The 25,022-nt window shown below is 58.3% G+C and carries 20 protein-coding genes, 1 tRNA gene and 1 other RNA gene; 11 read left to right on the top strand and 11 right to left on the bottom strand.

Annotated features, from left to right (window positions below; genetic code table 11):
• Positions 1-23 precede the first annotated feature (23 nt).
• Both coq7 and IEX75_RS05355 read right to left on the bottom strand, forming a co-directional pair.
• A complete protein-coding gene (coq7, locus tag IEX75_RS05360; protein WP_423373128.1) occupies positions 24-677 on the bottom strand; it encodes a 2-polyprenyl-3-methyl-6-methoxy-1,4-benzoquinone monooxygenase in 654 nt (217 codons plus the stop codon).
• Positions 662-1,855 (bottom strand): (Fe-S)-binding protein, encoded by a 1,194-nt coding sequence (locus IEX75_RS05355; RefSeq protein WP_188793186.1) that lies wholly within the window; start codon positions 1,853-1,855, stop codon positions 662-664. Before IEX75_RS05355 ends, coq7 begins: the two co-directional genes overlap by 16 nt.
• A gap of 125 nt (positions 1,856-1,980) precedes the next feature.
• Between IEX75_RS05355 and rplM the strand changes: the two genes are divergently transcribed.
• The 6 genes from rplM to IEX75_RS05325 all read left to right on the top strand — a co-directional run bounded on the left by rplM (position 1,981) and on the right by IEX75_RS05325 (position 10,526).
• Positions 1,981-2,409, top strand: coding sequence for a 50S ribosomal protein L13 (gene rplM, locus IEX75_RS05350; RefSeq protein WP_188793185.1), 429 nt, complete (start codon positions 1,981-1,983; stop codon positions 2,407-2,409).
• A 9-nt stretch (positions 2,410-2,418) separates the two neighbouring features.
• On the top strand, positions 2,419-2,811 hold the full coding sequence (gene rpsI, locus IEX75_RS05345; protein WP_188793184.1) for a 30S ribosomal protein S9: 393 nt from the start codon (positions 2,419-2,421) through the stop codon (positions 2,809-2,811).
• Between the two features lie 68 nt (positions 2,812-2,879).
• A tRNA-Gln gene (locus tag IEX75_RS05340) sits at positions 2,880-2,953 on the top strand.
• A gap of 1,281 nt (positions 2,954-4,234) precedes the next feature.
• On the top strand, positions 4,235-7,063 hold the full coding sequence (locus IEX75_RS05335; protein ID WP_188793183.1) for a TonB-dependent receptor domain-containing protein: 2,829 nt from the start codon (positions 4,235-4,237) through the stop codon (positions 7,061-7,063).
• 276 nt (positions 7,064-7,339) lie between these two features.
• The gene (locus IEX75_RS05330; protein WP_188793182.1) at positions 7,340-7,684 is read left to right on the top strand and encodes a TfoX/Sxy family protein; all 345 of its coding nucleotides are present in this window, start codon (positions 7,340-7,342) and stop codon (positions 7,682-7,684) included.
• 148 nt (positions 7,685-7,832) lie between these two features.
• On the top strand, positions 7,833-10,526 hold the full coding sequence (locus IEX75_RS05325) for an alpha-L-rhamnosidase (RefSeq protein WP_188793181.1): 2,694 nt from the start codon (positions 7,833-7,835) through the stop codon (positions 10,524-10,526).
• Here IEX75_RS05325 and IEX75_RS05320 read toward each other — a convergent pair.
• Positions 10,523-10,987, bottom strand: coding sequence for a GNAT family N-acetyltransferase (locus IEX75_RS05320; protein WP_188793180.1), 465 nt, complete (start codon positions 10,985-10,987; stop codon positions 10,523-10,525). The two genes, IEX75_RS05325 and IEX75_RS05320, sit on opposite strands and share 4 nt — an antisense overlap.
• 403 nt (positions 10,988-11,390) lie before the next feature.
• On the opposite strand from IEX75_RS05320, the gene IEX75_RS05315 reads away from it, so the two are divergent.
• Complete coding sequence (locus tag IEX75_RS05315; RefSeq protein ID WP_188793179.1) at positions 11,391-14,273, top strand: TonB-dependent receptor domain-containing protein; 2,883 nt, start codon at positions 11,391-11,393, stop codon at positions 14,271-14,273.
• Between the two features lie 110 nt (positions 14,274-14,383).
• Here the strand turns inward: IEX75_RS05315 and rpiA are convergent, their stop codons facing one another.
• The 6 genes from rpiA to IEX75_RS05285 form a co-directional block, all read right to left on the bottom strand.
• Complete coding sequence (rpiA, locus tag IEX75_RS05310; RefSeq protein WP_188793178.1) at positions 14,384-15,025, bottom strand: ribose-5-phosphate isomerase RpiA; 642 nt, start codon at positions 15,023-15,025, stop codon at positions 14,384-14,386.
• A gap of 132 nt (positions 15,026-15,157) precedes the next feature.
• Entirely contained in the window at positions 15,158-15,610 is a 453-nt protein-coding gene (locus IEX75_RS05305) for an EVE domain-containing protein (protein ID WP_188793177.1), read from the bottom strand.
• Entirely contained in the window at positions 15,607-16,224 is a 618-nt protein-coding gene (locus IEX75_RS05300) for a 5-formyltetrahydrofolate cyclo-ligase (RefSeq protein ID WP_188793176.1), read from the bottom strand. Before IEX75_RS05300 ends, IEX75_RS05305 begins: the two co-directional genes overlap by 4 nt.
• Positions 16,225-16,316: 92 nt before the next feature.
• Positions 16,317-16,502: non-coding RNA, 6S RNA (gene ssrS, locus IEX75_RS05295), on the bottom strand.
• Between the two features lie 7 nt (positions 16,503-16,509).
• Positions 16,510-16,845 (bottom strand): cell division protein ZapA, encoded by a 336-nt coding sequence (locus tag IEX75_RS05290; protein WP_229720641.1) that lies wholly within the window; start codon positions 16,843-16,845, stop codon positions 16,510-16,512.
• The gene (locus tag IEX75_RS05285) at positions 16,838-17,062 is read right to left on the bottom strand and encodes a TIGR02449 family protein (protein ID WP_188793175.1); all 225 of its coding nucleotides are present in this window, start codon (positions 17,060-17,062) and stop codon (positions 16,838-16,840) included. The genes IEX75_RS05290 and IEX75_RS05285 overlap by 8 nt, the downstream gene beginning before the upstream one ends.
• 100 nt (positions 17,063-17,162) lie before the next feature.
• On the opposite strand from IEX75_RS05285, the gene IEX75_RS05280 reads away from it, so the two are divergent.
• The 3 genes from IEX75_RS05280 to IEX75_RS05270 all read left to right on the top strand — a co-directional run bounded on the left by IEX75_RS05280 (position 17,163) and on the right by IEX75_RS05270 (position 21,262).
• Positions 17,163-17,726 (top strand): UPF0149 family protein, encoded by a 564-nt coding sequence (locus tag IEX75_RS05280; RefSeq protein ID WP_188793174.1) that lies wholly within the window; start codon positions 17,163-17,165, stop codon positions 17,724-17,726.
• Entirely contained in the window at positions 17,684-19,033 is a 1,350-nt protein-coding gene (locus IEX75_RS05275) for an aminopeptidase P N-terminal domain-containing protein (protein ID WP_188793173.1), read from the top strand. Before IEX75_RS05280 ends, IEX75_RS05275 begins: the two co-directional genes overlap by 43 nt.
• A gap of 156 nt (positions 19,034-19,189) precedes the next feature.
• Positions 19,190-21,262, top strand: coding sequence for a phosphocholine-specific phospholipase C (locus tag IEX75_RS05270; protein ID WP_188793172.1), 2,073 nt, complete (start codon positions 19,190-19,192; stop codon positions 21,260-21,262).
• 29 nt (positions 21,263-21,291) lie between these two features.
• Here the strand turns inward: IEX75_RS05270 and IEX75_RS05265 are convergent, their stop codons facing one another.
• Complete coding sequence (locus IEX75_RS05265; protein WP_188793171.1) at positions 21,292-22,116, bottom strand: helix-turn-helix domain-containing protein; 825 nt, start codon at positions 22,114-22,116, stop codon at positions 21,292-21,294.
• 154 nt (positions 22,117-22,270) lie between these two features.
• Here IEX75_RS05265 and IEX75_RS05260 point away from each other — a divergent pair, with 154 nt between their 5' ends.
• Positions 22,271-23,239, top strand: a complete 969-nt coding sequence (locus IEX75_RS05260) for an alpha/beta fold hydrolase (RefSeq protein WP_188793170.1) — start codon at positions 22,271-22,273, stop codon at positions 23,237-23,239.
• Positions 23,240-23,610: 371 nt separating this feature from the next.
• On the opposite strand, the gene pepQ is transcribed toward IEX75_RS05260, so the two are convergent.
• Entirely contained in the window at positions 23,611-24,930 is a 1,320-nt protein-coding gene (pepQ, locus tag IEX75_RS05255; RefSeq protein WP_188793169.1) for a Xaa-Pro dipeptidase, read from the bottom strand.
• Positions 24,931-25,022 lie beyond the last annotated feature (92 nt).

Raw genomic sequence — 25,022 nt, 5'->3', positions numbered from 1 at the left:
TGTGGCCTCGTCGCAGCGCGTACTTAAAGCCGATACGCCACCGTCTTCATCACCAACGACGTCGCGTGCATCATCTGCGGGATCGGAAACGGCAGCTTGATGCCGCCACGTTCCCGCGCATTCTGCGCATGCCTCACCTCATCCTCCTGCATCTGCTTCAACACCGCTCTCGAACGCTCGTCCTGCGCGGGTAGCTTGTTCATGTGTTCGGCCAGATGCGCTTCCACCTGCTTCTCGGTTTCCACCACAAAGCCCAGGCTTACCTTGTCGCCTGCCAGCGCAGCCAGCGCACCGATTGCGTAGCTGCCCGCATACCACAGCGGATTGAGCAGGCTGGGCTGGCTTTCCAGTTCATGCAGGCGTTCGGCGCACCAGGCGAGGTGGTCGGTTTCCTCTGCCGCGGCCTCGTAGAGATGCGAGCGATTTTCTTCATGGCGAGCCAAGGCTGCCTGTCCGTCGTACAGCGCCTGCGCGCACACCTCGCCGGTGTGATTCACGCGCATCAGGCCGGCGACGTGGCGACGCTCCTTGTCGTCCAGCTCGGCATCGGCAATGGGGTGGGCAGGGGAGGGGCGATGCGCTTCTGGTGTGCCGGCCACGGTTTCCAAAGCGCGTTCAATACCCGCAAACAGGCGATCGAGCGGGGTAAGCGTACGTACGTTCATGACGGTATCCATTGCTGCGCGAGCAGGGTCAGCGGGTGCAGAGTAGGCAGTGCTGAGGCTGTTTCTTCCAGCCCAGCCGCCAAGTGCAATCGGCAGCCGATATTGGACGACAGAAGGCCTCGCACATCCAGCGTCTTCATGTGCATCAACACGCTTTCGCGCAGTTGCGCTGCGCGTTCTGGAAACTGCAGCACATGGCTGCCGGCTGCCCCGCAGCAGTAAGGCGGTGCAGGCAGCCGCTTCAGTTCCAGCTGGGGGATGCGCTTTAGCAGCGTCATCAGGGTCGCGTCGCTGCGTGCCACATTGGCCTGAGTGCATGGCACGTGTAGTGCAAACCGGGCGGGCAGGGGCTGAAAGGCCAGCTCGTCGATGCGCTCTGCGAGCAGGCGATAAGGATCGTCTACGCGCACCGCCGGTAAGGCTCTGCGCAGGGTGCTCAGGCAGCCCGGCGTGACCGTGACCAGGTAATCCGCTCCTGCCGTTGTCCAGGCTTGTCGAAGATGCGTGGCCGCCGCCTCGGCCTCGTGAATGGCACCATCGTGCAGGTCCAGCGCGCCGCAACAGAATGCCGGTAGACGGATCACTCGATAGCCGGCAGCCGTGAGCAGCATTTCCGCAGCGTGCTCGGCATCTGCGTCGTGGATGCTGGCCGCGCAACCTGGGAACAGCGCCACCGTGCCGGCTTTTTTTCCTCTGCTGTTTGGCACGGGGGAAGTGCTGCGAGTTGCTTTGCGCTTTTCGGGCATCAAAGCCAGAGCCGCCCGCCAGGCATTGGGCAGTGCCGGCGCAAGCCACTGCCTTACCCCAGGCCAGCGAGCCAGCCGTTGTGCCCAGTGATTCAGCCTCGGCCGTTTCACCAATCCCAATAAAGCCTTGGGTCGCTCCGGCGCTGGCCCCAGCAACGTCCGGGTCTCCAGCAGCAGCTCCTCATACTTGACCCCCGCCGGACAAACCCGCTCGCAGCTCAGGCATCCCAGGCAGTGATCTAGCGGCCCGCGCACCTCATCACTGGGTGAGACTTGGTCCCGTGCCAGCGCAGCAGCGATGGCGATCCGCCCACGCGGCGACTCGGTTTCATTGCCATCCAGGGCATACGTAGGGCAGACGGGCAGGCAAAGTCCACATTGCACGCACTGGTCGGCCAGCACGGCGATGCGATGGCGGGGGTTCTCAAGAGGCATACCGTTCATGCTATCATTCGCGACTCGCAGCCCCACCGTGGGCTTGCGCGATAGATGAAAGCTTCGCTATCATCTCGCGCCTTTATTCACCGATTCCGCTTACCGCCCCATTGGCGGCAGATAGGTATTCCGAAATGAAAACGTTCAGCGCCAAGCCGGAAAGCGTCAAGCGCGACTGGTACGTGGTTGATGCCACGGACAAGACGCTCGGTCGCCTCTCGTCCGAGATCGCGCGTCGCCTGCGCGGCAAGCACAAGCCCGAGTTCACCCCGCACGTCGATACCGGCGACTACATCGTCGTGATCAACGCCGAGAAGGTGGCCGTCACCGGCGCCAAGCTGGACGACAAGATGTACCACCGCTTCACCGGTTACGTCGGCAACCTCAAGACCACCAGTCTGAAAGACCTGCTGGCCACTTATCCTGAGCGCGTCATCGAGATCGCCGTGAAGGGCATGCTGCCGAAGAACCCGCTGGGCCGTGCCATGTACCGCAAGCTCAAGGTATACGGCGGCGCCGAACATCCGCATACCGCCCAGCAGCCGCAGGCGCTGGAAATCTAAGGAAGCATCATGGCGATTCAGCAGAATTACGGCACCGGCCGCCGCAAGACCTCCGCAGCTCGCGTGTTCCTGCGCAAGGGTAACGGCCAGATCGAAGTGAACGGCAAGACCCTGGACGAGTTCTTCGGCCGCGAAACCTCGCGCATGATCGTGCGCCAGCCGCTCGAGCTCACCCAGAGCGCGGACAAGTTCGATATCAAAGTCACCGTCGCTGGCGGCGGCATCACCGGCCAGGCCGGTGCGATCCGTCTCGGCATCGCCCGCGCACTGATCGAGTACGACGAAAGCCTGAAGTCGCAGCTGCGCAAGGCTGGCTTCGTGACCCGCGACGCCCGTGAAGTCGAGCGTAAGAAGGTCGGTCTGCACAAGGCGCGTCGCGCTACCCAGTTCTCGAAGCGCTAATCCTCGCAAGAGGCAGCACTTCGACTGTCCGGTGCATCAGGTCAGAGCGCACCGCGCGGTACGAGTATTGGGAGATCGTCTAACGGTAGGACAACGGACTCTGACTCCGTTTATCTAGGTTCGAATCCTAGTCTCCCAGCCAAAAACAAAAAGCCCGCCATCACGGCGGGCTTTTTGTTGGGAGAGTCAAGGAGGCGAACCCCTGTTCGATAAATTTCTCGAACAAATTTGAACAGTGCGAAGCGCAGGCCTCAGAGTGTGAGCGCGGAGGGGTGGAGCCCCATGGATGAGCGAGCAACCCTAGTCTCCATCCAAGTAAAAGTGCTCGTTTTAGGCAGGCTTTTTGTTCTTCATTTGGAGGGCAAGGAGGCGAGCGTGTACAACTTGCTGTCTGGAAAAATTTCGACGCCGTGTGTCGATTTCTTTCCTCACTCCGCCCACATATCAACGCGCCCTGCTAGGCATCTATCCCGCAATGCCAGACAGTCCCGTCGAGACAGGTAAACGTGGTGACGCCAAGCGGTGGATGTAGGCGATTGTCATTGGCATAAATAACATCACCAGCTTGCATGTGATTGCTGATCGTCGATCAGGCAAGGCAGTAACGGAAGCGCTGGATGATGGATACCACCGGCCATCGTGGTGCAATGAAGCCTCGGGTCGATAGCAAGCCATTGTTCGAGCCGAAGCTGGTTTGAGTGGGGTACTTAGTCGAAAGCGACGTGGCCCAATCTGCGCTTTCAGGCGTTGCGCGTCCGTCGGTCGGCTATCAGGTTCAACATTGGCGCCGCGAACCGTCAGTTCATGATCATCAACATCCGCAGCAGCGGCCTCGACGTAGCTTACGGCACGGTGCAATACCTGTTTTTCTGCGTCATCCCATTTCGTTTCCAACGCAAAGGCAAGCGCACGATCTCCAATTAATTGCATGCGAAGGTAGGGTTTTTGGTCTCCTGAGCGTCTTATTTAAATAACGCGGCAGATATGCATGGCTAAATTGCTTTTGATTTTCCTTGATGGTTAATTCAGATGGAAATGAGATGGATCTTAATTTGACTGGATTTCCCTCGAATGACAGCATGAATCCATAGAATTTTTCCGCAGAAATATGGCTGATTTCCTCGAGGAACATTCGGGGTGGAGGGTTATTTTTGTGCGAAAAATATAATCTATAAGAGTTTGCCGATTACTTGTTTAAATAAGCAAAAAAAAACTGCCGATCTATGCCATAGGTCATTTGCACAAAATCTTCGTAGTTTGTAAGTATTGGGTTAGCGCGAATGTCATTCGCGTTATTTAAGGAGTCGCCGCTTCGTTTGCTCTTGCAGAAGACAAGCGGGCGAGGGAGTTGTTGCGAGGGATGCCGGTCAGGTTTGCCCACGGAACAAAAAACAATCGCAGAATCGGGCTGAGGGAGCCTTCCATGTTGAAAACACCTATTGCGACAGCCGTTTTGGCTGCGCTGTCGCTTGGCTTTGTCGCCAACGCATACGCATACACTGATATCACCGCTGCTACCGGCCTGGCGTCGTCACAAGACCAGGCGCAGTCCGCGGGCCCGAGCAACACCAGCTCCACCGATGAGAACGCGAAAAAGCTCGACACGGTGGTCGTTAGTGGTTCGCTGATCAATAACGCGCAGATCCAGACGGCAACGCCGAGCTATACGATCACTGCTCAGGACATCAAGGCGCGTGGCTTCAACAGTGTGACGGAAGCGCTGCAGAGCGCCGTGCAGGCTACGGGCTCGGTACAGGGCTCTCAGAGCGCGGGCGGCTTTACGCAAGGTGCACAAACTGTAAGTCTCTACGGTCTGCCTCCCCAGTTCACGCTGTTGCTGATCGACGGTAAGCCGATCACCAACTTCGGCCAGCTCTACAACGGGCAGAGCAACTTCAACAACATTTCGAATATTCCGATCTCACTGGTCGAGCGCATCGATATCATTCCCGGCGGCGGTTCGTCGATCTACGGCTCCAGTGCGATCGCCGGCGTGGTCAATATCATCACCAAGCAGCACATGGATGGTGGTGAGATCGATGTACGTGCGGGTGGCTACCAGAATGGTGGTGCTGCCAGCCAGCGTATCAATGGCGCCTGGGGGCATGATTTCGGCAAGCTCAACGTGCTGGCTGCGATCGAGTTCGATAATTCCTCGCCGCTATGGGGTTATCAGCGCAGGCTGACGGATGGCACCCTGGGTGATCCGGCGGGGGCAACGGCAGATCGCGTGATCAGCGTCGGTAACTACGGCCCTGCAGCCACGTTCGATGGCGTGCGCACGGGCTACGTTGATCCGCCGAATGGTTGCGGTGCTGTCAGCGGCCTGTTTGGTGGCTCCACTGCGCTTACCCACTCGCCGACTACGTCCGGCACCTATTGCGGATCCACCAAGCCCAACGGCTATACCACCTTTATCAACCAGTCACGCAGCTATGACGGTTTGCTGAAGTTGCGCTATGACGTCAATGACAACGTCCGCTTGTACAGCGATGTATTGCTGGACTGGCAGCAGCAGAAATTTACGTCTGGTTCGCAGTTTGCTTTCTGGGAGCCGCTTAATCAGGGCATTTATATTGAAGACCAGAACGGCAATGTTGTTGTTCCGTTGCACGTCTTCGCCCCAGAGGAAATGCCGGGAGGCTACACCAGCCAGTTGGAGACCCAGGATGATCTGATGTACCAGGCGGACATCGGTGCCAACGGACATTTCGGCGATTCTGGTTGGGATTGGGATATCTATTTCCTGCGTTCAGGTGACCGCACCACGACCAATACGCCGGAACGTATGTCGGCAGCGGTCGACAATTATTTCCTGAATATCATTCAGCCGGTGGCCAATAACCCCGGCGTCTACAACATCAATTACAACCAGTTCTTCCAGCCGATTTCCCCGGCGCAGTTCGCCAGTTTCAGCCAGAACATCAGTGGCTTCAGCAACACCTGGATCAACAATACCCGCGCCACCATCAGCAACAGCAGCCTGTTCTCCCTACCGGGCGGTGATGCGGGTCTCGCCGTGCTGGTCGAAGGCGGTAATGAAGCCTGGTACGAGCCTGTTAATCCGTTGCTTGCCGGCGGATATGTGTGGGGGCAGACGGCAACGTCTGGCGGCGGTCAGCGTCAGCACAAAGCGAGTGCATTCGAATTCAATGCTCCAATCTTCAGGCAGCTGACCCTGGATCTGTCCGGCCGCTACGACTACTACAAGACCAACGGTGGCGAGAACAACAAGTTCACCTACAAGATCGGTCTTGAGTATCGTCCATTCGACACCTGGCTGATCCGCGGCAACTACTCCACCGCCTTCCGCGCGCCGGATATGTCGTCGTTGTTCCTTGGGCCCAGCGGGGCTTACAACACCTATCCCGACCCGTATCAGTGCGCGATTCAGCACGGTACGAACTGCGGTGCAACCCAGTTCCAGTACCAGTTCCCGGGTCAGCTGCTTTCCAATGAGAAGTTGCAGCCGACTACGGCATCAAGCTGGACGGTGGGTACGGTATGGGCTCCGATCACCAACCTGAGCCTCAGCGTTGATTACCTGCACATCAACATCGCCAATGAAGTGGTGCAGCAGGACATTCCGACGCTGTTGAACATCGACTCGCAGTGCTTGCTTGGCCAGTTGCCGGCGTCCTCCGGCGAGTGCCAGGCTGCACTGGCACAGGTCACACGTAGTTCGGCTGGGATCCTCACGAACGTCAACACGTATTTCGTGAATCTGGCCAAGGAGCAGACCAACTCGATTACGGCTGAAGCGAAATACACCTTCCCGGAAACGCACTTTGGTCAGTTTGGTATTCAGATTGACTACAACGATATGTTGAGGCACCAGTACCAGCTCTATGCCGGTTCGCCGCCGATCAACTACTTGACCAACTCCTTCTACAGCTCGGAGTTCAAGGACATCACCTCGGCGGCGCTGAGCTGGAACCTGCACAACCAGTGGAATAGCACGCTGTACTGGCATCGTGACAGCCCATCGCCGAACTACATCGGTATGTCGCAGGGCGTGAACGCGCCAGGTGCGGGTCGTGTTGGCGTCTGGAACACGTTCAATTACAGCCTGACCTACTCGCCGGTGCCGAATCTGGACCTGTCGTTGCTGGTCAACAACGTGTTCAACAAGATGCCGCCGAGGGATTCGACCTATACGGTCTATCCGTACTTCAACACGCAGAACTACAACGTGTACGGTCGCGAGTACATGTTGCAGGCTAGTTTCCGCTTTGGTGGGAAGACGAAATAAGCACTGCTCAGCAACATTCAAAAAAACCGGGTCTGTAAAAGGCCCGGTAGATTGCTCACGAACCCCGCGTTTTCCAAACGCGGGGTTTTCTTTATCAGGTCATAACCAAGCCGGCGCAGAGGCGGTAGGGAACGTATCGGCGCAGCAGCCCCAGTGTTAGAGGAGGTCCCAGCCGGGGCTCGCTAGGCGACCCTCTGCCGCCACAGTCTGGCTACACTTGGGCGATATCAGCCGGGATGGGCGCGGCTTAGCTCAAGCATTGGAGGGTGCACAGACATGGCTACCGACCAGGATTTCGTCAACTACGTGATGGAACAAGTAGCGCTTGGCGATCGCCTCACTCAAAAGAAGATGTTTGGCGAGTACGCTTTCTATGTCGATGAGAAGGTTGTCGCCTTCGCCTGTGACAATAGCTTTTTCGTCAAGCCATCTACAGCGGCAACAAAGTTGCTGCTAAAGCTTCCTCTGCGCCCTCCGTACCCGGGTGCCAAGGATTATTTGGTTGCGGACGAACTTCTGGACGATTCCGACCTCATTCGCCAATTCATTCTTGAGACGGCGGCGCTCATGCCAGCCGCTAAACCCAAGAAACCAGCGTTATCTCGCAAGGCCAGCAAGTGACTTCGGGCATGGTGCGCTGATGCATCCGCTACGCCCGCCATGGGCATCGCATGGGGAGGCGCTGGCTTCGATACGGGTTCATGCTAAGAAATGCGAGAGCTTGGCATCGCAGGCAATCCGCCTATGTCTCCGCGGGATCTTCTTGTTCATGGCGCTGCTGATGCGCATGTCCGTCGCACATGGCACGAGCGATCTACAGCTCCAGCATCTTGCTGTCGAAGATCAAGTTGAGCCCTTGGCGATTGATACAGTCTCACCTCGTTTCGCTTGGATAGTGACGAATGCGCCGCGCGGCGCAGCGCCCGAGGCCTACCGTATCGAAGTGGCGCGAAGCATGTCGGCGTTAGTGCAGGATCATCCGGATGTGTGGGACAGCGGCCGCGTTACCAGTCATGCCTCCTTTGATATCGCTTACGCAGGACCGCAGTTGGCTCCGTCGAGTCGCTATTACTGGAAGGTAATCGCGCGTACTTCGGCAGGTGAGGCTAGCGCGATATCCTGGTTCGAGACCGGGCCGTCAGCGCAGGAATGGTCGCATGCGGCGTGGGTTGGCAAACTTCAAGATGGCAGTCTGGCTGCACCGCTGTTGCGACGCGTATTCGAGGTGAAGCCAGGATTGGAATCAGCCCGGCTGTATGTTGCCGCGGGAGGTTATGCCGAGGTATCGATCAATGGGCAGGCGGCAAGCGACGCGGTGCTTTCGCCGGATTTCACCGATTACGACAAACGTGTGCTTTACATCGCGCACGACGTGACAGCTTTGCTGCGGTCGGGTACGGCGAACGCCATTGGTATCGAGCTTGGACGCGGCTTCTATGGGATCACTAATCCGGATGTGTGGCATTGGGAAAAGGCACCATGGCATGGCGAGCCTCGCGTGCGTGCGCTGTTGAAGTTGTGTTACGTCGATAATCGTTGCGAATTCGTAGGCACCGGTACGGGTTGGCATGTTCAGGATGGACCAACCTTGCTGGATGACGTGTATGGCGGCGAGACTTATGACGCACGCCGTGCGCAACCAGGTTTCGACACCGTGACGTTCGACGATCACGACTGGCACGCCGTGGCTGTGTTAGCTGCGCCCAAAGGCGTTTTGCAAGCGCAACGCGAACCGCCCGTGCGCGTTGTACAGACCTTGCAAGCCACGGCAGTGACCAAGCTGCATGGGGGAAGCTATGTATTCGCGTTTCCGCGTGTCATCGCCGGCTGGGCGACGCTGGCAGTACAGGGGCGAACCGGCGACACGGTCGTTTTGCGTTATGGTGAAAAGCTGCTGCCTGACGGCAGCGTCGACGACCGCGACGATCACCACTACTTCCAACATGGCTTGCAAACGGACCGCATCACATTTGCGGGGCATGGCGTAGAGCATTGGCATTCGCATTTCTCCTGGAAAGGATTCCGCTACGTACAGGTCGATGGTTGGCCTGGCGTCCCTCCGTCGCTTGGCGCGGTTACGGCACAAGTGCTGCATTCCGATGTGCAAGTAGTTGGCCATTTCAGCAGCAGCAACGCGCTACTCAATTGGGTTCATACCGCTGCTGTCGACACTATGCTCAATAATCTCTACGGCGTACCCACCGACACGCCGATGTACGAGAAGAACGGCTGGACTGGCGACGGCATGCTGGGGGCCGACATGATGTTGCGCAACTTGGATGCCACCACGTTGCTGATCAAGTGGGTGCAGGACATTGCCGACGCACGCAACGCTGATGGCGCGCCGCTGCTGATTGCACCAAATCCTGGCTGGGGCGACGTACGCGCACCACCGTGGCACGCCGCTTATGTGTTGGTGCCTTGGTCACTGTATTGGCAGCGCGGCGATCGCCGCGTGTTGGCCGATCACGTTGAAGGCATGGCGCACTATGTCGACCAGGAATACGCGCGTTCGCCCGGAGGCATCGCGGATACTGCACTTGGCGATTGGGTGAGTCCAGGCACACCAGCCGATGGCGGCAACGCACCCGAAGACAAGCACATTGCTGCGACTGCCTATCTGTATCGCATGGCCGATACGATGGCGCAGATTGAGCACGTGCTTGGTAACGATAACCATGCACATCACTTCGATGCCATGGCGGTACGTGTTCGTGCGGCCTTCAATCAGCGTTTCTTTGATCCTGCCAAGGGTCTGTATTGCGGCGAAGGGGATGATGGGGTGCGGCAAACCCATCAACTCCTAGCGCTAGGTTTTGGTCTCGTACCCACAACGCAACGCACACGCGTCGCCGATGCCCTGGTACAGGCCGTGCATGCGCATGACGACCACCTGGATACCGGTGCACTCGGCACCAAACTACTGTTGCCGGTGCTGACCGCCACTGGCCATACCGATTTGGCGTGGATGGTCGCCACGCAAACGAGTTTTCCCAGTTGGGGCTATTGGCGCGCGAACGGCGCGACCAGTCTATGGGAACACTGGAAGCTCGACGCACGCTCACGCGGGCATTACTTCCTTGGCACCATCGACGATTGGCTGTTCGGAGATGTCGCAGGTTTACGGCCTTTGGCACCGGGATGGCAGCGCATTGGCATCCATCCGGCGCTCACTGCATGGGTGGATCATGCTGAGGCAGACACCTTGACGCCTTACGGTCGTGCGGCGGTGTCCTGGTCGCATGAGCATGATGGATTGCGATGGGAGATAGAGGTGCCTGTTGGTAGCATCGCCGAGGTACGCATGCCAACCGCTAAGCCGGAGGCGATCACCGAATCAGGACAGCGCCTATCGACTTCACCGTGGTTACGCGATTTACGAGCATGCGGTGCCGATATCTGTTTCGAGTTGGTTTCTGGGCGCTATCGCTTCAATCAGTCTGAACCCTCCCATCCACATTAAAGCGACAACGCCAAGAACTTCGTTCCTTCGACAGGGTTGAACACATAAGGCTCGATGGGTTCGAATCCCATGGATCGATACAACCCCTGTGCCGCCGCCATCGTGGGCAACGTATCGAGACACATGCGCGTATAGCCTGCAGCGCGTGCTTCTTCGCAAAGCCACTCAGCAAGCTTTCTACCTAGCTGCATGCCGCGCGCCTGCGATCGCACGTAGAGTCGTTTCATTTCGCAGGTGGTGCCATGCAGCGGCCGCAGTGCCACGCAACCCAGTACTTCATCGTCACGCCAAGCGAGTAGTAGCCGGCCGGCGGGTGGTGAATATTTGCCGGGTAGTGAAGTGACTTCATCATCGAAGTTCTGGAAGCCGAGATCCACGCCAAGGCTATCGGCGTACTCGCGGAATAGACGGCATACCTCATCGGCATCATTCGGGAAGACAGCGTTGCGAATGTCGATCATGCGTTGATCGGGCTGCTTTCAAGGAATGGACTGCTGAGGATAACCCCCAGGCAGACAGGTAACGGAGTGTCGTTCACGGGGGCAATCCTTACTAAAACGGATGGCAAAGAGAAATCCCTACCTTCATTTTCGCAAAACGCGCACTTGTTACGACAAATCATAAGTGCACGTACCTACTAGGAAATATTCCTGATTTTTTACGCCGCAAACCATTTGCGGAAATTTCACATCTCTTGTAAACATTACTGCAGCACGGATCTGCTAGGGGACGGTTCGTGACAGGAGCTGGAAGCGCGGAGGGTATGGGGACGTGCCTATGCCGAACGGGCACGTTTTCATTTAGGGGACGTTTTCCCTCTGGGAAAAGGGGCGTCTTCGAAAATTTTCAGCTAGGGGAATACTAATGTTGAAGTCGAAACTTGCTGCAGCCGTGGTGGCTGCTTTGGCGTTCGGTTGCGTGAACGCTTATGCGGGTAACACCCCATCTAGTGATACAGCTAGCGCGGCGCAGGATGCACAGTCCAGCAGCCAATCTGCGCCGGATACGTCTGCGGAGGGCACGAGCAAGAACGCCAAGAAACTGGAAGTGGTTAACGTCACCGGTTCACTGATTCCGCAGACTCAGATTGAAACAAGCAAACCGGTTATTACGATCACGGCCCAGCAGTTGAAGGATCGCGGCTTTACCAGCGTTGCCGATGCGTTGCAGGCCGGTACCTTCGCGACCGGTAGTGTACAGGGCCCCAATGCCTCAGGCGGTTTCACCCAATCGGCAAAAACGCTTAGTTTCTTTGGTCTCGACCCTAGCTACACCAAGTACCTGATTGATGGCCTGCCAATGGGAGATTTCCCTGCGTTGTATAACGGCAGCGAAGCGTTCAACAACTTGGCCAGCATTCCGATCGAGATGATCGATCACATCGACATCCTGCCAGGTGGTCAGTCATCCATTTACGGTTCGGACGCCATTGCGGGCGTTATCAACATCGTGCTCAAGAAAACCCTTGATGCTCCTGTCGTCGATGCGCGCTTCGGCTGGCACACAGGTGGTGGCGGCGCCGATCGGCGTGTGTATGCGGCCGATGGCTTCACCTGGGGCAAGCTCAACGTCGTTGGAGGCATCCAGGTCGAGAGCATTGAGCCGATCTGGGGTTTTGATCGTAGCTTGACCCGTCAATACTTCACCCAGGGCACAACACCTCAGACGGCGTCGCGCGATTACCTGGTGCTGAGCGAAACACAATTGGTGAACGCGTACTACAGTCCGAACCAATTGAATCCAGGTATCGGATGTTCGGCCGTTACGGGCCAATTCGGTGGTACGGAGCAGCTTCAGAACCGCGCGAATCATGGTCAATATTGCGGTTCGAACGATAGTGCGGGTTACGTCACCGAAACCAACAAACAAAATACGGTGAACCTTTACACGCACGCCACGTACGATCTGAACAGCAATGTGCAGTTCTACCAGACACTGTTATATACCTACGACCAACAGAAATATTCGTCAGGTTCTGAGTTCCTGTTCTGGAATAGCCCCATTTTCTACGATCCCAATTTGGGTGACTTCGTTCTGGCGCAGCATGCATTTAGTCCGGAAGAGGCTGGTGGTTACCAGAACATCATGGACAACAATGTCGAAAACTCGGTGTATCTGAGTTTGGGCGCGAAGGGTAGCTTCGGTCAGTCGAACTGGGATTACGACGTGACCTTCAACCATTCCGAGGATCACTTGCAGGAACGCACGTTCCAGCGCTGGACCAATCAGATCACGAGTTATTTCGGCAACATACTCGGCCCGGATTTAGGGCCCGATCCGTACGGTGCAGGCTACCAAAGCTATGAGCCGAACTATCAGGCCTTCTTTACGCCGGTTTCGAATGCAGCTTTCCGCGGGTTTACCGGTTACACCGAAACATACGCGAAGACCTGGGACAACATGCTGCGTGGTCAGGTCACCGATGCGTCGCTGTTCTCCCTGCCCGGTGGTGATGCTGGCCTGGCAGCGGTGATCGAGGGTGGTAACCAGGGTTGGAACTACTCCCCTGACGCGCGAACGCTCGACGGCCAGACGTATGACTTTACCGATGTATCGGGCGAGGGTCACCGCTCGCGTTACGCCGGCACGCTAGAGTTCAATGCGCCTCTGTTCAAGATGCTGACCGTGGACATGTCCGGTCGTTACGACGGTTATAACGTCTCCGGTGGCACTGTGAGTCACGCGACTTACAACTTCGGTGTGGAATTCCGACCGTTTGGTGACCTTCTGTTACTGCGCGGTACGTACGGTACGGCTTTCAAGGCGCCGACGTTGCCGGATGAGTTCCAGGGTCCAAGCGGCTATTACAGCAGCGTGGTTGACTACTACAACTGCGCAAAGCTCGGCTACACTGGCGGCAATATTGCCAACTGCCCGGGGCAGTTGAGCGGCGAGCAGTTCTTTGGCCAGCAGTCGGGTAACCCGAAGCTGCAGCCGATTATTGCCAAGACGTTTAATCTTGGCTTCGTGCTATCGCCGTTCGAAGGCTTCAGTCTGAAGTCGGATTACTACCACTACAACATTCGCAACGAAGTTGAGGTGCAAAGTTCCGACTTTCTTGCTCAGACGGAATCCAATTGCCGCTTGGGCGTCTTCGATGTCAGCTCGCCGAGTTGCCAGGCCGCGCTGGCGCAGGTGATTCGCTCAGGTACTCCGCTGGCACCGGGGTTGCTGCCGCCGATCACCGAGATCCTCACGCCGAAGGTCAATGTAGCTCGCGAATATCTGAATGCAGTGATCACCGAGGTCAACTACAGTCACGATATCGGTGCGTATGGCAGTATCAACGCGAAGACGTCATGGAGCGATATCATGACGCACAGGCAACAGTTGTTGCCGGGCGATCCCTTCATCAATTTGCTGCGCGAACCGTATTACAGTACGGAGTTCAAGAGCAGGGTTGATGGTTCGGTTAGCTGGCTCTCACCGATGCAAACCTGGGGTGCGACGGTTTACGCTATTCGAGACGGTGCTTCGCCGAACTACCTGGCTACCGTCGACAACAATTACTACCAGCCAGGTGCGGGCAGGCTGGCTCCGTGGATCCGCTACAACCTTACCGTCAGCTACAGCCCAATCAAGAGCCTGGCACTCACGTTGGATATCATCAACGTCTTCAACAAGATGCCGCCGCTTGATCGTAGCTATCCTGGTACGCAATCGCAGCCGTTCAACGCGTCGAACTATGACGTCAACGGTCGTGAGTTCTTTGTCGAAGCAACCTACAAGTTCGGCAGTGCCAAGTAAGCAAGAGTCGCCGCAATAAAAAAAAGCCCCGCCAACTGGCGGGGCTTTTTTTGACATGACACGGACACGGCAGTAAGTCAGCGCAACGAACTTACTTCAGGCAGCAATCATCACATCAATTTGTCGCCGATCAGCACCACGTCGGCCGGTCGCCTGGCGAACAGGCCAACGGTGACAATACCCGGGATCTGATTCAACTCGCTTTCCAACGCCACTGGATCGGCGATCTGCCAGCCGTACACATCAATCACCCAGTTGCCGTTATCGGTAACGACACCGTCGCGCCACACCGGATTGCCGCCGCGCTTGACGATTTCGCGGCCGACCAGGCTGCGGGCCATCGGGATCACTTCAATCGGCAGCGGGAATTTGCCGAGGATGTTCACGCGCTTGGTGGAATCGATGATGCAGACGAATTTCTGTGCGGCTTCGGCGATGATTTTTTCGCGCGTGAGCGCCGCGCCGCCACCCTTGATCAGATGCTTGTGCAGATCGCATTCGTCAGCACCGTCGACGTATAGCGCAAGCGGACCGGTGGCGTTGAGGTCGAATACGGGGATGCCGTGCTTCTTCAGTTGAGCGGTGGATTGCTCGGAGCTGGATACGGCGCCCTGGATGCGGTCCTTGATGCTGGCCAATGCATCGATGAAGAAGGCTACGGTAGAGCCGGTGCCGACGCCGACGATGGCGCCGTCTTCAACATACTTAATGGCGGCTTCGCCGGCTAGGCGCTTTTCTTCGTTGTTGCTCATGGCATTGTCCTGGGAGGCGAAAAATCGGGATGATCGTTTATAAGCTGCGTGTGCGCATCTTGCGTTGCATGAGCGAAGTACAGGACAGGCCCGGTGTCTCACCCCAGCCTCCACGAAGCGGAGAGGGCGAGGTTATTCGAGTCCGAGGATGTACTTCCACTCCGCCGCATCCACCGGCATCACCGACAAGCGATTGCCTTTGCGCAGCAGTGCCATCCCTTCCAGCTTCGGATGGTTTTTCAGTTCATCCAACGTGATCACCCGCGTGAGCTTCTTCACGAACTTCACATCCACCAGCATCCAGCGCGGGTTGTCGCGCGAGCTGGCAGGGTCGAAGTATTTGCTCTTGGGATCGAACTGGCTGGGGTCGGGATACGCATCGCTCGCCACTTCGGCAATGCCCGCGATACCGGGTTCCGCACAGTTGGAGTGATAGAAAAACACACCGTCGCCCACGTGCATGCCGTCGCGCATGAAGTTGCGGGCCTGGTAATTGCGTACGCCATCCCAGGCTTCGCGTTTCTTGCGCTTGAGTTCGTCGATGGAAAAGGTGTCCGGCTCGGACTTCATCAGCCAATGGTTCATGCGCTCTGGTCTCCTGACGTATTCGCACGGCAATCGATGAGTTCGTGGTCCGTGGCGATAAAGTCCAGCGAAACGTCCCAGCGCTCGGGTGCGATGTCCGGTAGCTCCTGGAAGTCGTAGGCGATGCCCACCAGCAGGGGCTCGGTAGGGCGCAGCTGATCTTTAAGGAAGGCGAAGCTGCGGTCATAGTAGCCGCCGCCATAGCCCAGGCGGTTGCCGCCGCGGTCGAACGCTAGCAGGGGTACCAACACCAGATCGAGCTGGAATGGGGCGAACCATTCGCGCGGCGTTACCGGCTCGGGAATGCCAAAGCGGTTGGGCTGCACCGGGTCGCCAGCTGACCAGGGGGCGAAGCGCAGCAGATTGTCCTGGCCGATCAAGGGCAGCAGGAACTGTTGGCCGCGGGTGGCCAAGGGCGGGATCACCAGGTTGAGCGGCAACTCGCCGTCGCAGGCCCAGTAGCCGGCGACACGCTTGTCCGTATGGTATTCCGGCAGGTGCTCCAGGCTGCGTCGTAGGCCCTGGGCAGCAGCGATGCGCTGGGGAGGAGGAAGGGCGCGGCGGCGTTCGGCCAGGCGCTGGCGTAGTTCACGACGTCGTGCGGCGGTATCCACGTCGCGCGTCTCCTCGGGATGGGGGGTATACCGTCCAGCGCCCCCGTTTTGCCCGGATGCCGTCAGGACGGCATCCGGGCTGGAATGGGGTGGCGTAAACCGCGATGCCGCTGCCCACCAAACGACCTTGATCCAATGGGATCAGGTGGGAGGGAAATTAAGGCCTTGAGGCTTTCCGCACGCGGCGGACATGCGCAACAGCCTTAAGTAACCGTCCCGGGTCGTATATAGGAACAAGGCAATATGTAAGAGTGTGCTGGCGCACACCGCAGAAAACGCCGAGGGCTATTTTAGTTGCGCGTCGAGTGCGGCTTCAAGCTTGCGGCGCAACGCGGCCAATCCTTCGGAGATGCCAGGTTCAGCCGTGTTGTGAGTGGCATGGTTGGCACGCTTCTGCAATTGCAAGTATTCGTGCGTGATGCTGATCGCTGCCAGCACCGCCAGACGATCGAAACCTGGTGTCTTGGCATGCGTGCGCAAGTCGCGCATCTTGCGGTCGAGAAAGTTGGCCGCTTCCAGCAAGCCTTCGCGTTCTTCCGGCGGACAGGCAATCAGGAATTCGCGATCGATCAGGCGCAGCGAGACGGGTTCGTTGGTGGACATGCTGATGACGTCAGCCATTGTTCTCGAGTGCCTTCAATCGTTGAATCATTGCTTCAACCCGACTGCGCGCTTGCTCGTTGCGTGCCAGCAGGCTTGCGCGCTCGCTCGCCAGTTGTTCCTGGCTGTGGCGCAGGCTGCGGTTTTCTTCGCTCAAGCGGTGGACATGGTCGAGCAGCCGATCAAGCTGCTGACTCAGGGCGGCAAGCTCGTGTTGGGCGGCGTCGGGTGTATTCATGCGACGCACTATATCAGGACGCCGGAAGAAATCTGTGGCCTGGGACGCCCAAGAACGGTGGTGCATTAAACTTGCCCTTTGAACGTCAATGGAGACCGTAATGACCGCCCCCGAACCCATCGGTCACGACGAACTGGACGAAGTCGTCGCACACCTGCGATTGTCCATCCCAGCCAGCGAGTTACACGGTTCCTTGTGTGGTTTGCTGGCGGCCAACGGCAGGCCGGGCAAGCGATCGGTGCTTAACGCCCTGCATCTCGAAGTCGGCAGCGAAAGCGTGTCCGAACACGACCAGGACACGCTGGATCAACTGGTCCGGCAAAGCGAGGAAGAGCTGGCCGACCCCGAGCTTGGTTTTGAACCGTTGTTACCGGCCGATGATCGTCCCTTGCCTGAACGTGCCGATGCCTTGGTGAACTGGTGTCGCGGCTTCCTGGGCGGCTTTGGTTTGGGTGGTCCGGATATGCATGGGAAGTTGTCCGACGAAGGCCGGGAGGTTCTCAACGATATCGGCACCATTGCTTCCTCATCACTCGATTTCGGCAGTGAAGAGGAAGACGAGGACGCCCTGATCGAAGTGCACGAATTCGTGCGCATGGGCGCCATGCTGCTGTTTACCGAATGTCACATTCCCGATTCGTCTTCCAACGGCACGTTGCATTGAACATCGCTTCCGAGGAATTTGCGCGGCGCCGCCGCCAACTGATGAAAATGGCCGGTGAAGACGCGGTAGTGCTGATTGCCACCGCACCCGAGCGCATGCGCAATGCCGATGCCGCCTGGCCGTATCGCCAGGATTCGGATTTCCATTACTTATCCGGTTTCCCCGAGCCGGATGCGGTGCTTGCGCTGCTGCCTGGCCGCCAGCATGGCGAAGTAGTGCTGTTCTGCCGGGAGCGCGATGCGGAACGCGAGCGCTGGCATGGCGAATTCGTCGGTACCGAGCGCGCCGTTGCCGATTACGGCATGGATGATGCTTTTCCGATCGACGATATCGACGACATCCTGCCGGGCATGATCGAAGGCCGGGCGCGCGTCTACTGCCACTTCGGCCGCGAGCCGCAATTCGACGCCCAATTGCTGGGCTGGATGCGCCGTCTGCGCCAATTGCGTGGCGGTGGCGTGGTACCGAAAGAATTCGTTGCACTCGGCCATCTGCTGCATGATCTGCGTCTGTACAAATCGCGCGCAGAACTGAAGCTGATGCGTGCTTCCGCGGCCATCGCCGTGGAGGCGCATGTTGCTGCCATGGCCATGGCGCGCGCCGGCCGCCACGAATACGAAGTGGAAGCCGAACTCTTGCGCATGATGCGCAGCCGCGGCGCCGTGGCGGCATTTCCGCCCATCGTTGCTGGGGGCGCGAATGCGTGTGCCATGCACTACCAGGCCAATCGCGCGATGCTGAAGAACGGCGATTTGCTATTGATCGATGCCGGGGCGGAGTTGGAATGCTATGCCTCCGACATCAGCCGCAGTTTTCCGATCAGCGGACGTTTCAGTCGTGAACAGCGCGCGCTTTATGAAATCGTGCTTACAGCGCAAGAGGCAGCGATCGACGAAGTGATGCCCGGACGTTCCTACAGTACGGCGCACGATGTAGCGGTGCATGTGATTGCCGAAGGTTTGTGCGCACTCGGACTGATCAAGGGCGACCCTGCCGAAGCCATCGTGCAAGGCAGCTACAAGCGGTTTTTCCCGGCCAAGACCAGTCATTGGTTAGGGCTGGACGTGCATGACGTGGGCGATTATCGCGTCGACGGCGAGCCGCGCATGCTGGAGCCGGGCATGGTGCTGACGGTTGAGCCCGGTATCTATATTGCACCGGATGATATGACAGTGCCGGAAGCGTGGCGCGGCATTGGCATTCGCATCGAGGACGATGTGGCCGTGACGCGTGATGGCCATGATGTGCTGACTGCGGATGTACCCAAGCAGCCGGAAGAGATCGAGGCGGTGCTGGCGGGGCGTTGACGTGCGGGTAAGGGGCTGATCAGACCGCTGCTGCATGTTTCGCAGTGAATGTGATCCCTCGCCAACTTCCCCAAGCCGTCCCACGAATGTCGCACGCCTGCAACCTTGACACCCCAGCATCGCGCGGCCTTATTTAGCGCAAAGAAGGAAGGCAGCATGACCTCGATGAGCCGTCGCCGATTCCTGCAACTTCTGGGCAGCACGTCGCTGGCCTCGATGCTTCCTGTCAGCATCGCGCGTGCATTGGAGATTCCTGCCAGCCGTCGCAAGGGCACGATCGAAGATGTCGAGCACATCGTTGTCCTGATGCAGGAAAACCGTGCCTTCGACCATTACTTCGGCGCGCTGAAAGGTGTGCGCGGGTTTGGCGATCCGCGGCCGGTGAATCTCACGTCTGGCCATTCCGTGTGGTACCAGCCCGACGGTTCCAGCTACGTGCTGCCGTTCCATCCCCCCGCGCCAGACCTGGGGCTGCAGTTCCTCGAAGATCTCGCCCACGACTGGACCAGCACGCATGCCGCGTGGAACGCTGGCCAGTACGACCAATGGGTGCCCAGCAAAGGCACCACCACCATGGCGTACCTCACGCGCGAGGACATTCCATTCCATTACGCGCTTGCCGACGCGTTCACCGTTTGCGATGCGTACCACTGCTCCGTGATGGGCCCTACCGATCCGAACCGCTACTACATGTGGACGGGTTGGGTAGGCAATGACGGCGCGGGCGGTGGTCCGGTGATCGACAATGCGGAAGCGGGCTACGGCTGGTCTACCTATCCCGAGGCGCTGCAGCAGGCCGGCATTTCCTGGAAGGTCTACCAGGACGCCGGTACCGGCCTGGACGCTGCCGGTTCCTGGGGTTGGGGTGACGATGCCTATATCGGCAACTATGGCGACAACTCGTTGCTGTATTTCAACCAGTATCGCCATGCCCAGCCGGGCAGCCCGCTCTATCAAGGCGCCAGAGCGGGTACGAACATTTCCGCTGGCGGCACATTGTTCGACGAACTGCGCAGCGACGTGCTTGGCAACAAGCTGCCGCAGGTATCGTGGATCGCCGCGCCTGAAGCGTATAGCGAGCATCCCAATTGGCCAGCCAACTATGGCGCCTGGTACATCTCGCAGGTGCTGGATGCACTGACCAGTAATCCGGATGTTTTTAGCAAGACCGTGTTGTTCATCACCTACGATGAAAACGACGGCTTTTTTGATCACATGATTCCGCCGTGCGTGCCGCCTTCCGACACGCAAGGACAATCCACCGTATCAACCGCCAACGAAATCTTTGCCGGCAACGTCTATTACCCGGCCGGCCCGTATGGCCTTGGGCCACGTGTGCCGATGATCGTGGTGTCGCCGTGGAGCAAGGGTGGCTGGGTGTGCTCGGAGGTATTCGACCACACGTCGATCATCCGTTTTATCGAGCAGCGCTTCGGTGTGCAGGAACCCAACATCACGCCATGGCGTCGTGCCGTGTGTGGTGACCTTACGTCGGCGTTCGATTTTGCCAAGCCCAACGGCGTGCAGCCGGTGTTGCCGAGTACGAAGGCATACATGCCGCCGGATGATCTGCGCCATCCTGATTACTCGCCCATGCCGCCGGTGAACCAGGCGCTGCCCATGCAGGAGCAGGGTATGAAACCGTTGCGCGCGGTGCCGTATGACTTGCAGGCGATTGGCCGTTGGGATAGCGGGCAGTTCCACATCGATTTCCAAAACGAGGGGCGCCTGGGCGCATGCTTCCATGTGCGTTCTGGCAATGCGTCCAGTGGTCCGTGGTATTACACCGTGGAGGGGGAAAAATCGCTTTCCGCCGCATGGCCAGTGCAGGGTGCCTACGAATGGCACGTGTACGGACCGAATGGATTCGTACGCAGCTTCAAGGGCGACAGCGCATCGCGCAAAACTACCTTGCAGATTGCCAGCCGTTACCAACGTGAAGGTGGTGGCATGGTGCTGACGTTGGCAAACGAAGGCAGCGACTTCTGCAACGTCACCGTTGAAAACCTCTACGACGGTGAATCGATGACATACATGCTCAAGCCTGGTGAACATGCTGAGAAGCACTGGTCTCTGGGTGACAGCTACGGTTGGTATGACTTGATCGTACGTGCCGATGCGGAGGCTGGTTTCGTGCAGCGCCTGGCCGGACATGTCGAGACGGGCGGGCCAGGCGTCACGGATCCGGCGATGGGGCAGGCGCGCTGGCAGGACTATCAGAAGCTTTGAGCTGGACACGTTGAGGTTTGCACCCCAGTCTACGCGTTGTCGCGAAGTACCAGCTTTCGACAGAATTCTGCCGTTTCTTCGTCCATGGGAAAGCACGACTCGATATGCATCTCGTCGATGGTCACGTCGCGCGGTGTACCGAATGTCGTGATGGTGGAGAAGAAGCTCAACTGCTGGTCATCCACCCGAAAGATGGTGGTCAGCAACGGTGAGGGTGCCGTGCTGAGGTCGCGTATCCGCCATTGCATGGGGACACCAGGATAGGCGAGCGCCTCATCCAGCAAGGCGCGCGCCACGGTATCGGACGGCGTAGCGGATACCACATCGTGCAGATGCCGGATCAAGTCGCCAGCCACGTCCTCCCAATTGACGATGGCGGAGCGCAGATCGTTCGGATCGAAAATCTGCCGGATCATGTTCGCGTGCGGACTGCTCGCGCCGCGCAATACGAAGTTGGCCACGCGTGCCGCCGCATGGTTCGCCATCAGGATGTCCCAGTGGCGGTTGAGCAGAAAGGCAGGGTAGGGTTCCTGCTGTTCCAGCATCAGCTCAATGGCGCGGCGTATTTGCGTCATGGCCGGTGTGCTCAGCGACGTTTCTGGAAACTTCGGTGCATAACCGGCGGCCATCAGCAAGGCATTGCATTCGCGCAGCGGCATGCCGAGCGCATCCGCCAGGCGCAGCACCATGTCGCGGCTCGGCTGAGCCTTGCCGGTTTCCATACAGCTCAGGTGACGCGCCGATATGTCGGCTGCCAGTGCGAGATCAAGCTGGCTCAGCCGCCGGCTGGCACGCCATTCGCGCAGCAACTGGCCGATAGGCGGGGCATGTGTGGTGGATGTCTTGGCGTCCAAGGGCTAAGTAGGTGCGAGGTGTGGGCGGATGCTAAACCGCTGCCTGCAAGAAAACCATGACCTCAAAGATCATGCGGCCATGACCTCCCACGTCATTGATCGGCCGCGCCGGTAAAGGAATGATGCCGCCGTCCAATCAATCGGGAAAACATCCATGCAGCGCAGAGCTTTCTTGCAACTTACCGCCGGTCTGATCACCTCCGGCATGCTGGCGGCTTATGCACCTGGTTTGCGGGCGGCCGTCAGCAGCACGGATGAAAGGCGCTTCCATGCCAGTCGGCGATTCGTGCAGACGCCCTTTGGGCGTATCGCCTATGTGGAGCGTGGCACCGGTGAGACAGCGTTGTTCCTGCACGGTTTTCCTTTGAACAGCTTCCAGTGGCGCGGCGCGCTGGATCGTCTTTCGCCGTACCGTCGCTGCATTGCGCCGGACTTTCTTGGCCTTGGATATACCGAGGTGGCCGACGGACAGAGCGTAGCGCCAGATGCGCAGGTGGCGATGCTGGTGGCGTTGCTGGATACCTTGGGTGTTGCTCATGTGGATCTGGTCGGCAGTGACAGCGGTGGTGCGGTAGCTCAACTCTTCGTCACAAAGCATCCAGAGCGTGTACGCAGCCTGCTGCTCACTAACTGCGATACGGAACATGAAAGTCCTCCAGCTGCGATGCTGCCCGTGATTGCGCTATCGCATCAAGGCAAGTTCGTCGATCAATGGCTTGCTCCCTGGCTCGCCGACAAGAAGCTTGCCCGTTCGCCACAAGGTATTGGCGGCATGTGTTATGCCGACCCCACAGACCCTACGGATGAAGCCATCGACTGCTACTTTGCGCCGCTGGTGAGTTCACCTCATCGTAAGGCGCTTGTGCACGCTTATGCCATCGCGCTTGAGCACAATCCGCTGGCTGGCATTGCGCCAGCGCTGCATCGTTGCAAGGTGCCTACGCGCGTGGTGTGGGGTGTGGACGATACGATCTTTTCGTTGGCAGGCGCAGAGTATCTGGATAAGACGCTAGGACATTCGCTGGGAGTCAGGCGCGTGGCGAACGCCAAGTTGTTCTTTCCGGAAGAGCGGCCAGATGTGATTGCGGAAGAGGCGAGGAGGTTGTGGCAGGTGGTTGCGTAAACAAGTCTGTCGCGGATCGTGCTTGCTCTGCTTCTTATGCAGCATCGGGCGTATTAATTACAAGAAAACCAACCAGAAGGCCATCATTCCCGCTTTCGCGCACTGCTATCCGGGAAAAATCTTTTTGCTTAGTTAGGTCTCGACACGTGGCCCGACGGCGAAAATTTTTTCCGTACATTCAACGTCACCGAAAATCGTCGCCCCGGCGAAAGCCGGGGCCCAGTGTCTTGGGCGATATGCAAGTCGCCGGGTCCCGGCTTTCGCCGGGACGACGATCTATCAGGCGTTACGGCGAATGGAACGATTTTTTCCTCGGACAGCAGTGCGCTTTCGCAGGAATGATGGCCTTGAGGGAAGATGATATTTAGCTGTTAGTTCAGCGCCACAAACGCGTGACGCGTCAGGTTCTCCGGCTCGCCATCTGTACACACCACATCGTCCTCAATACGAATGCCGCCATAGGGACGGAACGCATCCACCTTGTTCCAGTCGATATCACTTGAAACCGGCTTGGCGCGCAACTCCTCCAGCAGCATGTCGATGAAGTAGAGCCCTGGTTCAATGGTGACCACCATGCCCGGCTCCAGCACGCGCGTCATGCGCAGATAGGGGTGGCCTTCCGGGCGCGGAATGAAACCGCCGCTTTCATTGACCTGGAAGCCGGCGACATCGTGCACTTGCAGACCGATGGGATGGCCGAGCCCGTGCGGGAAAAACGCCGAGGTAACGCCGGACTGCACAGCGCTTTCCGCACTCATGCGAATCACGCCGTGTTCGCGCAGTACGTCAGCGATGACGTGATGCGCATGGATGTGTAGCTCCGGGTAGCTTTGCCCTGCTTTGACTTTGGCCGCGAAACCTTGCTGCGCGTGCTCCATGCTATGGATCAGCGCCTGAAATGTCTCATGGCCGTGAGCCGCATAAGTGCGCGTGATATCGCTGGCATAACCAGACTGGCTACCGCCGGCATCGATCAGGAACGAGCGGCTTTGCTTCGGTGGCGTGCGATCGAAGTTCGTGTAGTGCAGTACGGCGCCGTGTTCGTTGAGACACACGATGTTGGCATAGGGCAATTCTGCTTCTGTCTGTCTGGCGGCGGCGAGGTAGGCCATCTGGATGCCGAACTCGCTCTCGCCTGCGCGGAAGGCTTGCTCTGCAGCGCGATGTGCACGCGTACCGATGCGGCTTGCTTCACGCATCAACGTCAGTTCGTAGGGCGTCTTGTAGCTTCGATGCCAGTGCAGGTAATTGACCACCGCTTCCGGATTGTTGATTTCCACACCTTCGATGCTGGGGCATTCCGGTGCGATGACTGCACGATGGCCTTTTGGCAACAGCGCCACCGCTTCGGCGCTCGTGCGCACGGTGCTGATGTCGAATTGATCCACCCAGTAGCCGCTCGGCGCGGCGGGGACGACATGCCAGTAGTCGCGGGGCTGCACGAAGATCAACTTCGGTTTGTTGCCCGGTGTGTACACCACCCAGCTGCCTGGCGTGTCGGTCAGTGGTAGCCAATGACGGAAATGGGGATTGGCGACAAAGGCGTAATCCTGGTCATCGAGGAATTTTCGCAAGGGCGTGCTGGCAGCGATCAGCAGATGATCAAAGCCGCCCAGCGCCAGCGCCTTGTCTGCACGTTGGCGCAGCGTGGCGACGTGTTGGGCGTATAACGAGGCAAGATCTTGGTTCATGCATCAGTTCCGGCGGTGGTCCTAATCCAGCCAGTGTAGCGCGGGTAGGCATGAGCACCGCGATAGACGCATGTTTAGAAAAAATTCGTCAC

Origin of the sequence: Dyella nitratireducens (assembly GCF_014642835.1) — a bacterium.
Classification (GTDB): domain Bacteria; phylum Pseudomonadota; class Gammaproteobacteria; order Xanthomonadales; family Rhodanobacteraceae; genus Dyella_B; species Dyella_B nitratireducens.
This window is presented reverse-complemented; position numbering and strand designations above follow the sequence as displayed.